Source organism: Microcoleus sp. B9-D4, assembly GCF_036705105.1.
Lineage (GTDB): Bacteria > Cyanobacteriota > Cyanobacteriia > Cyanobacteriales > Microcoleaceae > Microcoleus.
On sequence record NZ_JAUBTS010000041.1, the window covers coordinates 47,528 to 64,683 of the forward strand.

Below are 17,156 nucleotides of genomic sequence, written 5' to 3' on the forward strand. Positions count from 1 at the left end.
ATTCAGCCCTGACGCACCCTACTAACTAAAGGGACTGAGTTTCCCACTTACCAAATTTTTTTATGAATGATTAACATCCAAGGTATTAAAAACCCTCTGCCTAAACCGATGAAGTAACAGTTTCCGCAGCCTCAGAATTCGGGAAAAACCTTTCAGTAATCCAAGCAGTTACAATATGAGAAAGCAATCCCATCGGCCCAGCAAAAAAACACAAAGCCAAAGAATGAACCGTCCAAACTCCTGTCCGCTGTCCTTCCCAATAAATCCAGCGCCCGACAAACAAGTCCATCACTAAAAAATGTATCCATCCCGTAGCCGCCGCCGTTTCCTCCCCCAGAAACTTAGCAATATCTGCTAGTTTGGGATTCGACAAAGCTGCCGCATTTTCCGCAGTCAGACTGCTACCAAACAAATATATGTACAAAGCGGCGAGCACTGCAAACGGAATGAAGGAATTCATCACTTTTCGAGTAATTCCCCAGTTTGGTAATAAAATCATAATTGCCCAGAAAGGCACAACGAACAGATTACCGGCATTAAAAATTAGTTCTGGTGTCATAGTTGGCTCTTGGCTCCTGCGAAGGCAATGCAATTAAGGATGTTAAGATTACTTTACACAATTTTTGCGGAAATTTCTCAAAACCCGAAAAAAATCTCATTCACAAATGGAATAGAATTGCTATACTTATCTAAAATTTCAAATTTAGCCTCTAAAATCGATTAAGGCAGCACAGCCCATGACAACTTATAATAACTTTTCCGAGTGGTGCAAGCACAAAGAAAACATCTCTCCCGGCGCAAAACATACGGTAGAAATACTGTTGCAAATATCAGATACTGCCGAGTGCGATCGAGCCAACGAACTCCTTTATAATACAAAAGAACTTAACCTCAAAAATCTTCAAATTACCGATATCAGCCCCCTCTCATCTTTCACTAACCTTACTAATCTCATCCTCGGCAGTAATCAAATATCTGACCTCGCTCCTCTGCAATCTTTAACTAACCTGAAAAATCTGATTATAGATGTCAATCAAATATCAGATATCAGTCCGCTTTCATCTCTGCTCAATCTGAGTAGACTCGTTCTCGATACCAATCAAATCTCAGACATCAGTCCCCTAGCAGGTCTAACTAATCTTACCGCACTTGTCTTGTTTGACAACAAAATTTCCGACATCACTCCGGTGAAAAATTTAACTAACTTAAATGCGCTAATTCTCTACAACAATCAAATTTCCGATCTCGCTCTTCTGGAAAATTTAACTGAACTCCAGACACTCTACCTTTATAATAATAAAATATCGGATATCACGCCGCTGGCTTCCTTGAAAAATCTGACTACGCTGTTTCTATTCGGCAATGAAATATCTGACCTTACTCCGCTGGCATCTCTAACTAACTTAAATAAATTAGTTTTATTCCAAAATAAAATATCAGATATTAGTCCTTTGACATCGCTCACTAATTTAATTGAACTTAACCTCGGTAACAATCAAATATCAGACATCAGTCCGCTGAAATCCTTAACTAATTTGACTGAACTTTATCTGTTCAACAATCCGATTTCGGATAGCAGCGCGCTACAAGCTTTAAATAATTTATTTTTACTAGACTTGTACAACAATCAAATCTCGGATATCAGTTCCCTGCAATCTTTGCAAAAGTTGACTACCCTGGACTTGCGCGGGAATCCCATTGTTAATAAAATTTGCCCTGTCAATCCTGAATCAATCTGCCGGTTTTAATTAATTATTAAGGTCGAGGCAAGATAGCAGTTTATAGAGTATCATGTCAAAGGTCAATATCAGGAGAAAGTGATGAGCGGACACGATGCTTTGATGTTAGGATTGCTGCTGTTGCCAGGTTTGGCTTTGTCGATCGCAATTATGGGCGCTTTTGCCGCTGGTGGATAATCAGTTTTGGCAGCAGGCAGATTTTGTAAAAAGTAGTTTTTTCCTGGTTTTCATCGTTCCCAGGCTCTGGCTGGGAACGCATTTCACTCTTGCTCAGCCTCCTGTTTTTTTGCCAGCGAGGCAGAGCCTCTGGATCTCGGTTCCCCGCCAGAGGCAGGGAACCAGTTAATTTTCCTTCTCCCTTCTTCCTTCTCCCTTCTTCCTTCTTCCTTCTCCCTTCTTCCTTCTTCCTTCTTCCTTCTTCCTTCTTCCTTCGCTTACAAAAATTGTCCTGTAACATCGGAATTTACTAAAGTATTCGCGCACAAAATACCCGATGCTGCGACGGCGGGGACGCCAATTCCGGGCATGGTGCTGTCTCCCACGCGATACAAGCCTTTGACTGGTGTTTGCGGGCCGGGAAATGTGCCTTTTCCGGCGGCAATGGCAGGCCCGTATGTTCCTTGATATCGGCGCAAAAATCGGGCGTGGGTTAGCGGTGTGCCGATCGACTCTAAGACTATCCGCGATCGCAAATCCGGTATAATTTTTTCTAAAGCTTGAAACAAAGATTGCGATCGATCTTGCTTTTTCTGCTGATATAATTCGCCATATTCCCAACCTTCGTAAGGTTCCAATGTATAAGCGTGAACGGCGTGATGTCCGGGCGGCGCGAGAGTTGCATCCCACACTGTAGGAATCGAAATCATGCAAGTATTTCCCGGTACTGTAATGTCAATCTTGCTGTCGTGAACGACGACGTGGTGGCCGGTCAAACCTTCGAGTCCTTCGGCTTTAATTCCTAAATGCAGGTGCATGAAACTGTCTACTGCTGGCATCGACAAAGCGTTTTTTCGGTAGCTTTCCGGCAAATCTTCAGCTCGCAGTAACTTTGTATAAGTATCCCAGATTGTGGCATTTGAAATGACAATTGGGGCGCGAATAATTTCGCCATTTTTCAAGCGAATGCCGGTGGTTTTGCCCGCTTCAACTAATATTTGCTCGACAGGAGATCCCAGGCGCAATTTTCCTCCCCAGCGCTGCAAACCTCGAACTAAAGCATCGACGATCGCACCGCTGCCACCTACAGGATATTCGATCGCACAGCGCGATCGTTCGCCAATCATAAAAGCTATTTCCGGGGCGACAGTTCCGTGCGCTTTCAAACCAGACAGCAAAAAGCACTCCAAATCAATCAAACGCCGCACCCAAGGGTCACGCACGTCCCGATCCATCAAGGAACCTGCAGAACCCGCGATCGCACCTACTAGCGGCAACAGCTTCAGCAAAGCAGGCGAGTACCGAGACAGCAAAACAGGTATCAACTGCCAGTCGGATCTCAGCGCTAAAGCCGGAATTCCACGCAAAGCTTCATACAATACTAATAAGTTTTGTTGAAATTGCTGTAATTCTACAGCACCTTGCGGTGCGAACTTAGCTACAGCATCTAAGTAACTTCTCGCATTAGCATAAATCGGTAAACTTCCCTCTGGAAAATGGTAATGCCCCAGGGGATCGTAGGAAATTGCTGCGATCGATTCCTCCAAAACATCAAAAACTTGCCGCAAAGGATTGAACGACCGGGGGTCAGTCAAACCGCAATAAAAAGAAGGCCCCGAATCAAAGTGAAATCCCCGGCGCGAAAAGCTGTGAGCTGCCCCGCCCGCTATGATGTGGCTCTCGCAGACGAGAACCCGCTTCCCGTAGCGAGCTAGCATCGAGCCGGCGACTAAGCCCCCAATACCGCTGCCAATTACGATCGCCTCAAAGTCTTGCATTTATCAAATGTGGTATAATTGTATTATTTCTTGCTGAGTGTTGACAGGGTATTTTTATGGGAGGAAAACTATGAAAGCTTTATCTATTTTAGATGAAGTTGTTCGCGAATTAGAACAAGACGTGAATCTCTCGCGCATTAAAAAAATAATATTTTTTGCTTGTAAAGAGTTCTGGGAAAACGACCCCGCCCAACTCGCCAGCGCCGATGTAAGGATTTTAATCGAAGAACTGTGCGCCAAATACAGCAGATTAGAAGATATTGAAGCTGTTTTAAATAGTATAGTCTCTAAGGTTAATAAAAAAACCGAGTATGCTTTAGTAGCAGACCTCATAATCTGTCAACTTAGCAGGCTGTATGAATTTGAAGATTTCACCAAATTAGAAATAAACATATCTAGTTTTGGCGGTCAGGAAGCTCCCGCATTTGACGATCACTTTAGTTCGGAAGTACCCAGCAGCGAAGAAAGGGCAAGAAACCCCGGAACTTTATTTGATGTCAGACAAAAAATTTTGCAGGGAACAAATCCGCTGAGGGCGAAAATCCTAATTTTTTCTACTCTTTATCACCAGTTTACTTTTAGCGATCGCGACTGGCTACTTCTGAAAACTCAAGAACTTGACAATCTACTGCGACAACTGTTTAATGTTTGTGCCAGCCTAGCCGAACTGGAATCTCAGTTGTACAGAACTGCTAGCAATCTCGACAACAGAGATGAAAACGACCAAGCGGCGAGCGTAATCATCAAAGCGATGAATCCTTGTTACGCAAAAATGCAACAGGAAGAACCCCATGAAGCCGAATCTTCGGCTAGTGAAGATTACGATCAGACACATTTAAACAACAGTGTTTATGAAGAAAGCGATCGGGTGGACAGGCGCAGCGATTATTTTGATCCAGGCGAGATTACTCACATCCTTCAAGCTGCTCCACCTCATTATCATTATGACCCCCAAAAGAGTTACTTAGTGCCGGACACGGCAGAAAATGTACCGTTTAAAGAACCCGAAACCAGCAATAATTATGCTACCGAGTTCAGACAGGAAATCGTAGAAACCTTCCCCGTTACAGAAATGCCGACTATTATCGAAATTGTAGAACCGGCGGCTCCTGTTATTATAAATATTAGCGATTCCATCAAACGCAAGTTGGGATTGGAAGAAGAAATGACAGAATTAGTCAGTCAAAGTGCTAACTCCGCAACGGCGCAAATAGAAAATATATTCACCCAGTTAGAAGCTGCTTTGAATGGAAAATTTTCTACGGGAAGTGTAGAGGAGCGTTTGTACTGGAAATATAAAAATCTCAGAGAGTATGTAGGTAAAGTTCAGAAGTTTACCGATAAATTGCTGGAAATTTTGATTGAATTGGAGTCAAAAGAAAGCGGAAAATATTCTTCTGAAATACCCGAAAACATGGCAGACAATATTTCAGACAGACCGCCGGAAAACTCTAGCCATAAAGCAAATCAGTATCAGCTTCTGGAAATGGCAAAGCAAGGCAAACCAAAGGCGATCGCCCAATTGATTAATCAATTGCTACAGCCTAAAGGAATTGCTGCTACAGTAGGATTTAAAGACGGTTGGCTCCATGTGATTCTGGAGTCGGCTGAAGTACCAAACCAACAGGCTACAGCTACATACATTCACAAAAAACTGTGTACTTTAAAATCAAAATATCTTACTCATGTGAAAATTCACGGGCGACAGTTAGGCAGCAAAACAGTTTCTTGGACTCAAGAATTTGTCACTCAAAATCATTAAATATCCCGACTTAAGTCAGGGGCTACAAAAACTCATTCCGCCTGCGCGAACAGAAGAATTTTAACAATTCTAGAAATAGCAGATTGTACCTAATTCACCACCAAAAAAATATGAATGCTAGCGAAATTTTAAGGCGATATACATCAGGAGAACTAGATTTTCAAGGTATGAATCTCAGAGGGGTATACCTGAGCGGTGCCGATTTAATTGGCGTCAATTTAAGTAATGCTGACCTCTGGGGTGCAAACTTAGCGATGTCGTACCTGAGCAGAATTAACCTTCAGCGCGCCAATTTAACTAATGCAAAGCTGTGCGGTGCTAACTTAAATCAAGCAAATTTGAGCGGAGCAAATTTGTCCGATGCAGACTTCCACGGAGCGACTTTGCAAGGTGCAGACTTTCGCAGAGCCAATATCTCTTTGGCAGTTTTTATTGATGCAAATTTGAGCGATGCAGATATGCGAGGTGTGAATTTGCAAGGTGCAGATTTGCGCGGGGCGTGCTTGCGGGGTGCAAATTTGCGGAAGGAGGTGCGGATTTTTGAGGGTGCAAATTTGCGGGGTGCAAATTTGCAAGGTGCAGATTTGCGGGGCGTCAATTTGCAAGGTGCCGATTTGACTAAAGCTAATCTCAGTCACGCGAATTTGACAGAAGCATCTCTGGGAGAAGCAAATCTGACTCAGGCGAATTTGAGCGAAGCTATTTTAGATGGCATATTTTTGACGGAAGCAACTTTGGTAGAAACAAATTTTTCCTGGGCTGTAATGACAAATGCTAAATTGGAAAGAGCTGTGTTAATTGATGCTGAATTTGCTGGCGCTAACTTGCGGGGTGCATTTCTTCCTGATGTTAAGTTGAGCAATGCTAATTTAGTTATGGCTGACTTGAGTCGAGCTAATTTGGTGAGGGCTGATTTGAGTCGAGCTAATTTGAATCAGGCTAATTTGAGTGAAGCTGATTTGACTGATGCTTACCTGGCTAGAACAGATTTGCGGGAGGCAATTTTGCACCGCACAACTTTGATTAGGGCAGATTTGAGCACTGCTAATTTAGCGGGTGCTCAGTGGCGCGGTACAATTATGCCGAATGGAGAAATGCACGGATAATTACTTGTACTAGCAATTTAACGCTCTCGGCAAAATAGTTAATTTAATAGTTAAGGAAATTTCATATAATTAAAAAAAATAGGGCAATGCTGTGTTAGAACCAGGAAAAATCTTACAAGAACGTTATCAATTGCAACAGCGTTTAGGACGCACAGCGGCTGGTCATCAAACTTGGCTAGCAGTAGATTTAGAGTTTCAAGAACAGGTGACACTGAAAATGTTAGCTTTTAGCCCGGAAATGCAGTGGGAAGAACTCAAGCTTTTTGAAAGAGAAGCACAAGTTTTGCAGGCGCTAAATCATCCCCGCATTCCTTGCTATCGAGATTATTTTTCCCTGGAGCGGGAAGCCGGAGCAGGATTGCCTTGGTTTGGATTAGTGCAAGATTATATTCCGGGATTTTCACTTCAGGAATTTTTAGAAAATGGTCAGCATTTTTCCGAAAAACAAGTACGAAAAATTGCCACTGAAGTGCTAGAAATTTTAATTTATTTGCATGAATTAAGTCCCCCGGTTTTGCATCGCGATATTAAGCCGAGTAATTTAATTTTGGGGGAAGATCAGCAGGTTTATCTAGTAGATTTTGGTGCGGTACAAGCTCAAGCGGCGGTGACAGGTGTAACGTTTACAGTTGTAGGAACGAGTGGCTATGCACCCTTAGAACAGTTTTGGGGGCGGGCGGTGGCGGCTTCGGATTTGTATGCTTTGGGAGCTACTTTAATTCATTTGTTAACGGGGGCGACTCCTGCGGATTTACCACAGAAAGATTCTCGGATTCAGTTTAGCGATCGCGTGAGTGTCAATCCTAGTTTGGTAAGCTGGATTGAGAAAATGACGGAAATCGGGTTAGAAAAGCGTTTCCCCCTGGCTAGAGAGGCTTTAGCAGCTTTGAAATCGGGCAACATACAAGGGGCTAATCTTCAAATTGCGACTGTTCGGAAAATTGCTAAACCGCCTCACAGTCTCATTCAAGTTAGCAAATCAGCGACGGATTTACACATTAAAATTCCGGCTTTCTTAGTCAGAAAGCCTTTATTATCTGCTTATCTAGGAACAGTAATGCTAATGATATTCATCCCGACAATTATCCCTTTTTTAACAGGAGAATTGAGCATAGGGGTAGTAATTTCGGTACTTATAATAGGTTTATTAGTTAAGGTTATTTTTGAGATAAAGCAAGTTAAATTTAATCGCAAATATTTTCAAATAACACATCAGGTATTGGGGTGTAAATACTTACAAGAAACAGGAGAAATATCAGAAATTTTGGGTGCTTTCATTCACAATAACTCTCTTTCGGGAAATCAAATCAAGATTCGTGCCGGTAACGATATAGGAACTTACTTTTATGTTTTAGGAAAAAATTTGACAGAGGTTGAGGCGGCTTGGTTAGCGCAAGAAATTCAAGATTGGTTAAATTTAAGATAAATTTTTGTAGGGCGAAGCCTTGGTGATTAATTTTTTTTGTATAATAGACATCTCCCAACTCAAAATGGGTGACGCGCTCACTTATAGGGTGTCTAAAATACAACTTTAAAAGAGTTATGCCAAGGCTTTCAAAAAAAGACCCGAATTAAAGTCAGTATATCTTATTACGCGATCCCCCAAAAAACATTAAATTTTAATTAAAATTTATCCCTTCACAGGTAAAACGATCGCAAACTCAGTCCCCACTCCCGGCTCGCCATTCACTTCGATGCTTCCGCCATGTTTCTCTACCGCAATCTGGTGGACAATTGCCAACCCCAATCCCGTTCCTTTGCCGACACCTTTCGTCGTGAACAAATGGTCGAATATCTGCTGTTTAACTTCCTCTTTGATTCCGGTGCCGTTATCAGCAATTTGAATTTTAATGTAACCTTCGCCAACTATATCAGTGCAAATCGTGATGCGGTTGGGATTGGCGGTAATTTCGCTAAAAGTGCGTCCTATATTTGACTCTTCTAAGGCATCGATCGCATTGGCAAGCAGGTTCATGAAAACTTGATTCAATTGACCGGGAAAACATTCTATTTTAGGGAGATTGCCGTATTTAGTTATCACTTCGATCTGCGGGCGGTGTTCGTTTGCTTTGAGACGGTGTTTCAAAATTAAAATAGCGCTATCAATGCCTTCGTGAATATTAAAAGGAACTTTGTAGTCTTTGTCGCCTCTGGAGAAGGTACGCAAACTGTTGCTGATGCTGCAAATGCGATCGCACCCAAGTTGCATTGAATCAATCATCTTCGGTAAATCTTCCAAAAGATAATCGAGGTCTATCTCTTCGGCGTGGTCGGCTATTTCCGATGGCGAGGCAGCGGAGCGATACAATTCTAAGTGTTCGATCACATCTTCCAAACTCCTTTTACCTTCGCTTAAATTGCCAGAAATAAACCCAATCGGATTGTTAATTTCGTGGGCGACTCCGGCGACCAAATTACCCAAGGCAGACATTTTCTCGCTTTGCACGATTTGCAGTTGTGCTTGTTGTAAATTTTTTAAAGTTTGTTCGAGCTGTTGATTTTGCTCTTGCAAAAGTTCTGCTGCTTGCTTGCGATCGGTGGCATCCACGCCCAAACCGATAATCCCGATTGTCTCGCCCTGGGAATTTTTTAACTGCACTTTCGTGACTTCTAAATAGTGCAGTTTGCCGTCAACAAGTCTGAGAGTTTCGCTGGAGTAATGCGGCGAATCTTGGGCAAGGCAGGCCGCATCTGAAACCAGACAGTTCGCTGCATTCTCCCCGAGTATATCTTTGTAATGATCGACAGCTAAAAACTCGCTCAGAGGCACGCCCACATCTTCACAAAATGTCTTGTTGAAAAACTTTACTTTACCTCTAGGATTAACCATCCAAATCCAAATCGGAGCCACATCAAGAATCGCTTGCAGCATTTGTTTCTGCTCCGCAAGCTGAGCTTCGGTTCGGCTAATTTTTACTAGCGATCGCTCTAATTGTAGGTTGTAATCCTGATATTTTTTGTAGAGTAGAGCATTTTGCAAACAGATGGCTGCCTGGGAACACAGGAGATTGAGAAGTTGCAGGCGATCGCGGGTAAAAACTTTTGCGGTTAAGCGATTTTCCAGATACAAAATGCCGACTAAGTTGCCTCGATCGAGAATCGGCCAACACAACAGGCTCTGCGGTTGATATTTGAGGATGTAGGAGTCGGAATCCCAATCACGTTGTTGAGCGAGATCCCGAACAATCACAGGTTTCAATAAATTTTTAACGCAGTCAACAATTTTGAGGGGCAAGATATCGCTGTTTTCATCGAGTGTTGCGGATGATAAGTCGATCGCCCGCTCGACTCCCGAATTGTCGATCGCGCTGGTAGCGGCGATTTCCCATTGATTGCCGTTTGGCAAAATCAGCGCTCCTTTGTCAGCTCCTGTATTTTTCATCGCCAGTTGCATCAGTTTGGCAATCAGTCGATCGAGTTCTCTTTCACTAGAGAGCGATTGACAAGCTTTTAGCAGTGTTGAAAAATTCCCGAAATCTGAGACGCTCGCCGAAACAGACGGAGGAATGGATGGATGAATGGAGGGATGAAGCGATTGATTTTGCCCAGCAGGTGTTGGAAAATTTGCTAAGGGATGTGCAGGGAGTTTTGCGGGTTCTAAAATCGGTTTTAATAATTGAGGATAACGTTTTTCTAAGTCATCAATTTTGGTTCTATCTCCCCAGCGGACATAGCAATTATAGGCATCTATCATGTAGATTCGGGCAATTCTTTCTCTTCCCAACGACAGGTAAAACTTAGCAGCGAGTTCGCAGCCAAGAGCTTCTTCATTGAAATATTCGTTAGCTTTAGCTCCGGTAATAGCTCGATCATATAGTTCCATCGCTTCTGCTGTCTGTCCCAAAACGCCGAGCAATTCTGCCTCAACCAGATCGAACTTGTGTTGGTAATTTATCGGCGTATGGTGCGCGAATTCTTTGAGTTTTTTCTGACTAGCCTCAACGCGCTTAAGGATTTGTTGGCGCTCCGCCGGTGCGGCATCTGCATAGATTGCCAAATCTGCCAGCGCATCATAAAAGTCGTGCATCATCGTTACTAGCATCAAAACAGAATTTTCAAGATAAGGTTTGCCTCCATTTCCCCTGGCCATTGGCTACGGATTACGGCTCGAATATCCCGAATCCGTGGCCTCTTTTTGTTAAAATTTATACACCCCCATCTGGTCGGTAACAGTCAAGATTAATTAAAAGATTGGAAGGTTTAATGTATTTGTAAATAACCGGTCTGCGTTTGAGTTCGTCGAGAATGTCTGTTCGGTTGAGGACTATTTCTACCTATCCCATTAAGGGTCGCTAATGCAACTTTTTTGGATTGTGGCAGCACCGCGTCCAGGAAATCGTCCGCCACAACGACGTAGGTTGGAGAATTTTAGCGGCGGGTTGTCGGTCTTTCTCGCGCCCGAACCGATCGATAGCCGATCGAGAATCTGTTTACAATTGCGCGATCGGGCGATATCCCGGTATTACCGCAGTCAAATCTACTGCATTTATTATTGCGTCCATATCGGCTGACCTCAACTCCGACATTAGCTTGACAAAACTTAGTGTATCTATCTTAGGGCATAAACCGCATAATTTTTGATCGCCCGATCGAAAATTCCAATTATCTGTTAATGAACAACATTTTATACTTGGGCGATCGCGATTAAAGCTTTTTACTTACGTATAAGTTTCTGCTGTTAATCTCAAATGCGATTCAATGAAGGCGTAATACGGTAGAAACGCTGCCTTATTATGTCTTGAAAAATACAATTGCTAATTAAGTGAATTTAATATAGCGCGATCGGCCAAATTTCCGCAAAGCCGATCAAAAAATTAATACCTTAAAAAGTCCAAATACAATCTATAGAAATTATAAAGAATCCGTCGTGAAAAAAGTGGCATTCCAGTCCCCCGAATTTATCCGTGGGGTCAATGCTTAAATCTCAAATCTCAAATCTCAAATCTAAAATCGATTGACCGAAAGCATCCAGGATACAAGCCCCCGGATTCATTCCGAAAGCAGACTCAGGACGCAGAAATAAAAAACCTGTATCCGATAAAGGGGCCCCCGAATTTATCCGTGGGGTCAATGCTTAAATCTCAAATCTCAAATCTCAAATCTCAAATCTCAAATCGATTGACTTTACCTAGATTCCGACAGGGGTTTTAACCTCTGTCGGAATCTAGCTTACCGAAAAGAAAACAGCGTTATTTGAGATTAGTCGTCTGTCGCTCTTTCGGCCACTCGTTGAGTTCAGTCAATATCTCGATTCACTTTCTAGCAAATATTGTCTGAGGCATCTTGAGCATTCTATCTTGCATCTCGTGCTGCATCATTGATATTTTCTTGGCCGCCGCTGGTACCATATCTCAGAGACTCAGTACCCTCTGATACTCTTTCTTTTGCTCCCTCGGTGGCTTCTTTAACAATATCTTTTGCTCCCTTCAAGCCTTCGCGAGTGTTTTCTTTAAGATTAGCAAAGCCTTGTTTGGTTTTGTCGCCAAAGTCATCAGCTTTGCGCTGGGCGGTGCGAGCATCGTCCTTCACCTTTTCCCCAATTTGGCCTAGTTTGTCAGGCGCGTCATCCGCTACCCGCCGCACATTTTCGCCTACATTATTGCTAGATTTGGTATCGATGCGGTGCTGCGCTTGCTCTTTGAGAAGCTCAGCTTTTGCTTCTGTTGTTGTCATCTTTTTGTTTCTGGGATCGACATCGGGGTAGTCGTTCATGCCGCCTTTGAATTCGGACGTTACAGCCCCGGTCGGCACTTCTTCTCTAATTTGGTCGGCAGTTTTTCCTTTTCCTGTCATCACATCAGTTTTTCCTGCCATCATCTCAGGGCCGTTGCTGCAGGCCGTACTCACAAATACTAAAATGCCAGCCAGAAACACTGTTAAGATTTGTACAGCTCGAATTTTTTTCACAAATGCAGTTAGTCTGTTCATAAAAATGCTCCTTTCTATTGTGAGATGCTCAAATGCCTTGTGGCTTTGTAGATGTCTAGCCTTACCAAATTAGGCACTTAAACACTTTTTAAGTATAGGAATAGAAACCGTAGCTTTTCATCTATCCCAAGTCAGATTCCTTAAGTTATAGTAGAAGGAAGAAGGAAAAAGGAATAAGGAAGAAGGAATAAGGAAGAAGACAGAAGGAAGAAGACAGAAGGAAGAAGGCTTGGCGAGCGGATAGAAATCACCAATCAGGAAGAAGAAATGGATAATCCTCAATCTTCTACCAATTATTAAAAGTCGCACCACCCCGCGCCGAACAAGGCAATGCCGTTTCCATACATAGCTGTTTGGCTCTCCATACGCGCACTATGTTGAAATGTGGTGCGTGTTCGGCTCAAAAAAAACCTTCTAGTCAGGAACTAGAAGGAAGGTGGTGTATGATCTCAAGTACAACAAGGTCTTTAATCGCAATTGTGGGGGCACATCCCGATCGCACACATCTGTCTAATGGCTGAAAGTATCTGTACAGTTGCTAAGCATTTTGAATCGCTGTTTTTAGACTTTTGCAGAATTCGCCGATCGCCTCTAAACCCTGTTCTGGAGTACCTTCTGCCAAGCGTTTGACAAAAGCACTACCAACAATCGCAGCATCTGCACCCCATTCTTTCACTTGGCGAGCGTGTTCGGGTTTCGATATACCAAACCCGACGCCGATGGGTTTGTCGGTGACGGCGCGAAGTTCTTGCAGCAACTCTTTTGCTCTCGTTTCTAAGCCTTCACGTACTCCCGTAACCCCCGTCACACTGACTAAGTAAATAAATCCTTGAGATTGACGAGCGATCGCTTCTATACGACTTTTGGGACTGGTGGGAGCAACTAATAATGTTAGTTCAATCCCTAATTTGTTGGCAGGTTGGATGAGACTGTCGGCTTCTTCTAATGGCAAGTCTGGTACAACCAATCCCTGAACTCCGGCACTTTTGATTTGCTCCAAAAAGGTTTCTATACCTCGGTACAAAATCGGGTTGTAGTATGTGAAGAGAATGATGGGCGATCGCAAATTCGGACTAACTTTCGCTACCATTTCCAGCACCGCATCTAACCGCGTTCCCCGCTGTAGAGCCCTTGTAGCAGCGGCTTGAATCACCGGCCCGTCAGCTAGCGGGTCAGAATAGGGAACGCCAAGCTCGATCGCGTCTGCACCGTTATCATCCAAAATTTGCAGTGCTTTAGCCGTTGTCTCCAAGTCTGGGTCGCCAGCAGTAATAAAAGGAATCAATGCACATTGGTGGTTCTTGCGTAACGTTTCAAAACAATTAGAAATAGTCATTAGTTATTAGTCATCAGTCATTGGTCATTGGTCATTAGTCAGAGGTCATTAGTCATCAGTCAGTGGTCATTAGTCAGCAATCATTACTTGGCGGTCTATATTCATCTTCCTTAGCTTTTAGTCGGCAGTCTTTATTTCACCGTTTATTGCTAATGACTAATAACTAATGACTCATGACTCATGACTAATAACTAATTATCTTTTTCCTGTTCAATTTCGGCTTGAAGTTTGGCTAATTCTTCAGGAGTGAGTGCATCCAGTTGCTTCTGCAAGACAGCTTCTTTGTAGTCTTGCAATTGCTGGCTGTAGGTCATATTTTGAGTCAGTGCTCGAAATAAATAAGTCACCAGCCAGCCAATCAAGCCGGCGACCAAAAATAACTGACTCCAAATCCCTGCATTCATACTGTCGAGTCCGGCAAATTGCAGTAGCAAGTAGACAAACCCACCTGCTACAAAAAAGCCGACACTGATTCCAATTACGTCAATACGTCGCATTTAGGCTTCTATCTGCCGCCGTTTGGGCCGAAAATTCAAAAACGGAGCTAGGAGAAACATACCTGGGAAGAAGAAGAACATCAAGAAGTACATGAAACCGCGCTCAAAAGAGGTAGCGACGTACCAGCGGCTGTTCAGGTAAGCGTAGGTGGCTGCGGGTACTACCAGGAGGTAGGCTCCTGCCAAGACGGCGTAAAGCAGTAAGGTAATATACATAGATTTGCTTTAGGGGAATAATAACACGGGTAAGTCAGTTGACACGCTCCGTTAGCTGGTTAACTATTGTACCGCTTGGGGAGATGCAGCGCGACTTTTGGGAATTTTTTGATTAGGGGTTGCGTAAATTGGGGTTTTGGCTGTAGAATAAAAGGCTGTTGCTCTTAGTGGCTCAAAACCACAGCAGCTTAACCAAAGGGGGGCGTGGCGGAATGGTAGACGCTACGGACTTAAAATCCGTTGACCCGAAACGGTCGTGTGGGTTCAAGTCCCTCCGCCCCCATCCATTTCAATCGTTTGTGATTCAACGGTTTCAGACTTATTGTCACCAAGATTTCTGTTTTCCGCTCAATTTTCGCGCTAATGGTTTTTTACTATGTCCAAAAGCGCCTCTATATCTGCCCAGTTCGCCCCGGACTTTTTGCGTCAGGCTTTCAACTCCTTGAGCAAATCGGCTGCTTTGGGAAATTGGGCGGCTGTCGGAGCTGAGTTTAAATAGCCTAATAACAAATTATGTGTCGTCGCTAACACATTAATCTCCTCATAATAGACAATATCTAGCTTCTAGTGTGAGATGAGGCGGGGAGTGCGATCGCAAACTCTGCTCCCCCTCCCAAAGATGAAATTACCTCTATTTTCCCCCGATGTTTTTCCACAATCTGGTAGCAAATTGCGAGTCCGATACCAGTGCCTTTTCCTGGTTCTTTAGTTGTAAAAAATGGGTCAAATAGCTTGTTTTGGATTGCGAGGGAAATGCCAGGGCCGTTATCGCAAATTCGCACCAGAATTTGGCTACTATCCAACTTTTGGGTCTGAATTAAAATCTGAGGAGTTTTCCCTTTTTTAGAGTCATGGGATGATTGTTCTAGTGCATCTATCGCATTTGCTATAATATTCATAAATACTTGATTTAGCTGCGCTGGGTAACACTCTATTTCGGGCAACTCTCCATAGTTTTTGACAACTTCAATTCCCTGCTTGAGCCGACTGTTCAAAATCAACAGTGTATTGTCAATGCCTTCATGAATATCAACTAATTTCATTTGAGCTTCATCTAAGCGAGAGAAATTTCGCAAAGACAAAACTATTTGCCGGATGCGTTCTGAACCTATTTTCATAGATTCAAGCAGTTTTAGTAAATCTTCTGTGATAAAGTCTAGTTCTATTTCTGCGATTTCTTCTGCGATCGCCTTTGTGGGTTGCGGGTATTCCTGCTGATAGAGACGAAGTAAATTCAGCAAGTTTATAACATACTCGTTGGCGTATTCTAGGTTGCCGTGAATAAAGTTAATAGGGTTGTTTATTTCATGGGCTACGCCTGCCACCATCTGCCCTAAACTGGACATTTTTTCGGTTTGGATTAACTGGGTTTGGGTGTGTTTTAGTTGGTGAAGCGCTACTGTAAGCTCTTCTGTTCTTTCTTCTACTCGCTCTTCCAAAGTTTGGCGAGCCAGCTCTAATTCATGGGTGTATTCTGCTACCCATTGAACTAATTGATTGATGGATTTTGCTAAGGTTCCTACTTCATCTTCTGTGGTGACAGGTGCTTGCAAATCAAAATTTGCTTGTTGAGTAATAGTTTTAGCCACGCTGGTTACAGCTTGGATAGGGATGGCGATCGCGCGGCTGGTACAGATGGCTAGAAAAGTAGCGAGAACAACTGACACTAACATACTCACTACGATGATTTGCACTCGCAACTTCTCAGCTATATTAAAATTGATGTAGGCTTGTCTTTGCTGTGCCTTAGCTACTTGTGTCATCAAGCTCAAACTCTCTGAGAGCCGCTCAAACTTAACATCGAGCTTAACTGCTCTATCCCCTCTGATTAAATCCAATACCTGCTGCTGTGCCTCTTTAACTTCTTCTGGTTTTAGTGAGGAGGGAGCTATTTCTTGCCAAAAAGATGTGAGCAATTGAGAATACGAATCTGTCGCAGTTGTGTAACCGTCTAACAATTCCTTTAATTCAGCAGAACTTACTGCTAATTCTGTGGAATGTTCTTCCGTAAATAAAGCTATTTCTGCAATATTTTTTTTTACTACATCAACATCTTTCAAGAACTTAGCAGTTTCATATTCAAACCAGATTGAATCTCCTAAGACAGAGATTAACCGTTTGGGATGTGACTGGACTGCCTGCACGGAATATTCTAAATCCCTGAGCAAATCTTGTTGCTCGTCGGCGAAAGTTAGAGCTTGGAAAGCTTGCTTTTGGTAATAGTCTCCACAGATCATTCCCCCTGTGGTTCCTAGTACGGCTATTCCAATTGCTAGGGAGTAGCCATAATTAATTTTTTTGGCAATGCTCAAGCGAGAAATGAAACGGTTAATTGCAGTGAAGGGAGTTTTTTTGAGAGGATTTTTAATGTCGCGAGATCCTTCAGTGACAGGGACATTATTTTTTCCTCTATTTACGATAAGGTTTTTGAACCTCACAGCCCTATTCTCTCCCTGTTCAAACTTTTGCATACTGGCAACCTGAGCTAAATTTTAACAACTTTATCAATTAGTAAATGCACGTAAATAAACTTTCTTATTCGTAGTACCAAATCTTCCCTATATAGCAATCCTCGCATCAGTTTCAATAACTGGTTAACTGGTTCCCAAGCTCTGCCTGGGAACCGATGTAAGCGAGG

At 43.0% G+C, this 17,156-nt stretch carries 14 protein-coding genes and 1 tRNA gene; 6 read left to right on the forward strand and 9 right to left on the reverse strand.

Going from position 1 to position 17,156, the window contains the following annotated elements; genetic code table 11:
- Window positions 1-100 precede the first annotated feature (100 nt).
- Window positions 101-559, reverse strand: a complete 459-nt coding sequence (locus tag QUB24_RS22085; protein ID WP_333155469.1) for an ABA4-like family protein — start codon at window positions 557-559, stop codon at window positions 101-103.
- Between the two features lie 178 nt (window positions 560-737).
- Here QUB24_RS22085 and QUB24_RS22090 point away from each other — a divergent pair, with 178 nt between their 5' ends.
- Window positions 738-1,748: a leucine-rich repeat domain-containing protein gene (locus QUB24_RS22090; protein WP_333155471.1), complete on the forward strand. Its 1,011-nt coding sequence runs from the start codon at window positions 738-740 to the stop codon at window positions 1,746-1,748.
- A 139-nt stretch (window positions 1,749-1,887) separates the two neighbouring features.
- Here QUB24_RS22090 and QUB24_RS22095 read toward each other — a convergent pair whose 3' ends face one another.
- Window positions 1,888-2,196, reverse strand: coding sequence for a hypothetical protein (locus QUB24_RS22095; protein WP_333155473.1), 309 nt, complete (start codon window positions 2,194-2,196; stop codon window positions 1,888-1,890).
- Entirely contained in the window at window positions 2,174-3,673 is a 1,500-nt protein-coding gene (locus tag QUB24_RS22100) for an NAD(P)/FAD-dependent oxidoreductase (RefSeq protein ID WP_333155475.1), read from the reverse strand. The genes QUB24_RS22095 and QUB24_RS22100 overlap by 23 nt, the downstream gene beginning before the upstream one ends.
- A gap of 70 nt (window positions 3,674-3,743) precedes the next feature.
- On the opposite strand from QUB24_RS22100, the gene QUB24_RS22105 reads away from it, so the two are divergent.
- The 3 genes from QUB24_RS22105 to QUB24_RS22115 all read left to right on the forward strand — a co-directional run bounded on the left by QUB24_RS22105 (window position 3,744) and on the right by QUB24_RS22115 (window position 7,967).
- Window positions 3,744-5,435: a hypothetical protein gene (locus QUB24_RS22105; RefSeq protein ID WP_333155476.1), complete on the forward strand. Its 1,692-nt coding sequence runs from the start codon at window positions 3,744-3,746 to the stop codon at window positions 5,433-5,435.
- A 110-nt stretch (window positions 5,436-5,545) separates the two neighbouring features.
- A complete protein-coding gene (locus QUB24_RS22110; protein WP_333155479.1) occupies window positions 5,546-6,541 on the forward strand; it encodes a pentapeptide repeat-containing protein in 996 nt (331 codons plus the stop codon).
- 91 nt (window positions 6,542-6,632) lie between these two features.
- Window positions 6,633-7,967: a serine/threonine-protein kinase gene (locus QUB24_RS22115; RefSeq protein ID WP_333155481.1), complete on the forward strand. Its 1,335-nt coding sequence runs from the start codon at window positions 6,633-6,635 to the stop codon at window positions 7,965-7,967.
- A 204-nt stretch (window positions 7,968-8,171) separates the two neighbouring features.
- Here the strand turns inward: QUB24_RS22115 and QUB24_RS22120 are convergent, their stop codons facing one another.
- Window positions 8,172-10,583 carry an ATP-binding protein gene (locus tag QUB24_RS22120; protein WP_333155493.1) on the reverse strand — a complete coding sequence of 804 codons (2,412 nt, stop codon included), beginning with the start codon at window positions 10,581-10,583 and terminating at the stop codon, window positions 8,172-8,174.
- A gap of 253 nt (window positions 10,584-10,836) precedes the next feature.
- On the opposite strand from QUB24_RS22120, the gene QUB24_RS22125 reads away from it, so the two are divergent.
- On the forward strand, window positions 10,837-11,052 hold the full coding sequence (locus QUB24_RS22125; RefSeq protein WP_333155483.1) for a hypothetical protein: 216 nt from the start codon (window positions 10,837-10,839) through the stop codon (window positions 11,050-11,052).
- 781 nt (window positions 11,053-11,833) lie between these two features.
- On the opposite strand, the gene QUB24_RS22130 is transcribed toward QUB24_RS22125, so the two are convergent.
- The 4 genes from QUB24_RS22130 to ndhL all read right to left on the reverse strand — a co-directional run bounded on the left by QUB24_RS22130 (window position 11,834) and on the right by ndhL (window position 14,518).
- Complete coding sequence (locus QUB24_RS22130) at window positions 11,834-12,469, reverse strand: DUF6658 family protein (protein ID WP_333155485.1); 636 nt, start codon at window positions 12,467-12,469, stop codon at window positions 11,834-11,836.
- A gap of 538 nt (window positions 12,470-13,007) precedes the next feature.
- Window positions 13,008-13,805, reverse strand: coding sequence for a tryptophan synthase subunit alpha (trpA, locus tag QUB24_RS22135; protein ID WP_333155486.1), 798 nt, complete (start codon window positions 13,803-13,805; stop codon window positions 13,008-13,010).
- Window positions 13,806-13,996: 191 nt separating this feature from the next.
- Window positions 13,997-14,302, reverse strand: a complete 306-nt coding sequence (locus tag QUB24_RS22140; RefSeq protein ID WP_333104690.1) for a DUF3007 family protein — start codon at window positions 14,300-14,302, stop codon at window positions 13,997-13,999.
- On the reverse strand, window positions 14,303-14,518 hold the full coding sequence (ndhL, locus tag QUB24_RS22145; RefSeq protein ID WP_193972727.1) for an NAD(P)H-quinone oxidoreductase subunit L: 216 nt from the start codon (window positions 14,516-14,518) through the stop codon (window positions 14,303-14,305).
- Window positions 14,519-14,716: 198 nt separating this feature from the next.
- Between ndhL and QUB24_RS22150 the strand changes: the two genes are divergently transcribed.
- A tRNA-Leu gene (locus QUB24_RS22150) sits at window positions 14,717-14,801 on the forward strand.
- Between the two features lie 274 nt (window positions 14,802-15,075).
- Here QUB24_RS22150 and QUB24_RS22155 read toward each other — a convergent pair.
- The gene (locus QUB24_RS22155; RefSeq protein ID WP_333155489.1) at window positions 15,076-16,989 is read right to left on the reverse strand and encodes an ATP-binding protein; all 1,914 of its coding nucleotides are present in this window, start codon (window positions 16,987-16,989) and stop codon (window positions 15,076-15,078) included.
- Window positions 16,990-17,156: the final 167 nt, after the last annotated feature.

What these genes read in the sequence shown, in the direction of transcription:
- QUB24_RS22085 (WP_333155469.1), bottom strand. Translation starts at nt 559, where the DNA reads ATGACACCAGAACTAATTTTTAATGCCGGTAATCTGTTCGTTGTGCCT.
- QUB24_RS22090 (WP_333155471.1), top strand. Translation starts at nt 738, where the DNA reads ATGACAACTTATAATAACTTTTCCGAGTGGTGCAAGCACAAAGAAAAC.
- QUB24_RS22095 (WP_333155473.1), bottom strand. Translation starts at nt 2,196, where the DNA reads ATGTTACAGGACAATTTTTGTAAGCGAAGGAAGAAGGAAGAAGGAAGA.
- QUB24_RS22100 (WP_333155475.1), bottom strand. Translation starts at nt 3,673, where the DNA reads ATGCAAGACTTTGAGGCGATCGTAATTGGCAGCGGTATTGGGGGCTTA.
- QUB24_RS22105 (WP_333155476.1), top strand. Translation starts at nt 3,744, where the DNA reads ATGAAAGCTTTATCTATTTTAGATGAAGTTGTTCGCGAATTAGAACAA.
- QUB24_RS22110 (WP_333155479.1), top strand. Translation starts at nt 5,546, where the DNA reads ATGAATGCTAGCGAAATTTTAAGGCGATATACATCAGGAGAACTAGAT.
- QUB24_RS22120 (WP_333155493.1), bottom strand. Translation starts at nt 10,583, where the DNA reads ATGCTAGTAACGATGATGCACGACTTTTATGATGCGCTGGCAGATTTG.
- QUB24_RS22125 (WP_333155483.1), top strand. Translation starts at nt 10,837, where the DNA reads ATGCAACTTTTTTGGATTGTGGCAGCACCGCGTCCAGGAAATCGTCCG.
- QUB24_RS22130 (WP_333155485.1), bottom strand. Translation starts at nt 12,469, where the DNA reads ATGAACAGACTAACTGCATTTGTGAAAAAAATTCGAGCTGTACAAATC.
- trpA (WP_333155486.1), bottom strand. Translation starts at nt 13,805, where the DNA reads ATGACTATTTCTAATTGTTTTGAAACGTTACGCAAGAACCACCAATGT.
- QUB24_RS22140 (WP_333104690.1), bottom strand. Translation starts at nt 14,302, where the DNA reads ATGCGACGTATTGACGTAATTGGAATCAGTGTCGGCTTTTTTGTAGCA.
- ndhL (WP_193972727.1), bottom strand. Translation starts at nt 14,518, where the DNA reads ATGTATATTACCTTACTGCTTTACGCCGTCTTGGCAGGAGCCTACCTC.
- QUB24_RS22155 (WP_333155489.1), bottom strand. Translation starts at nt 16,989, where the DNA reads ATGCAAAAGTTTGAACAGGGAGAGAATAGGGCTGTGAGGTTCAAAAAC.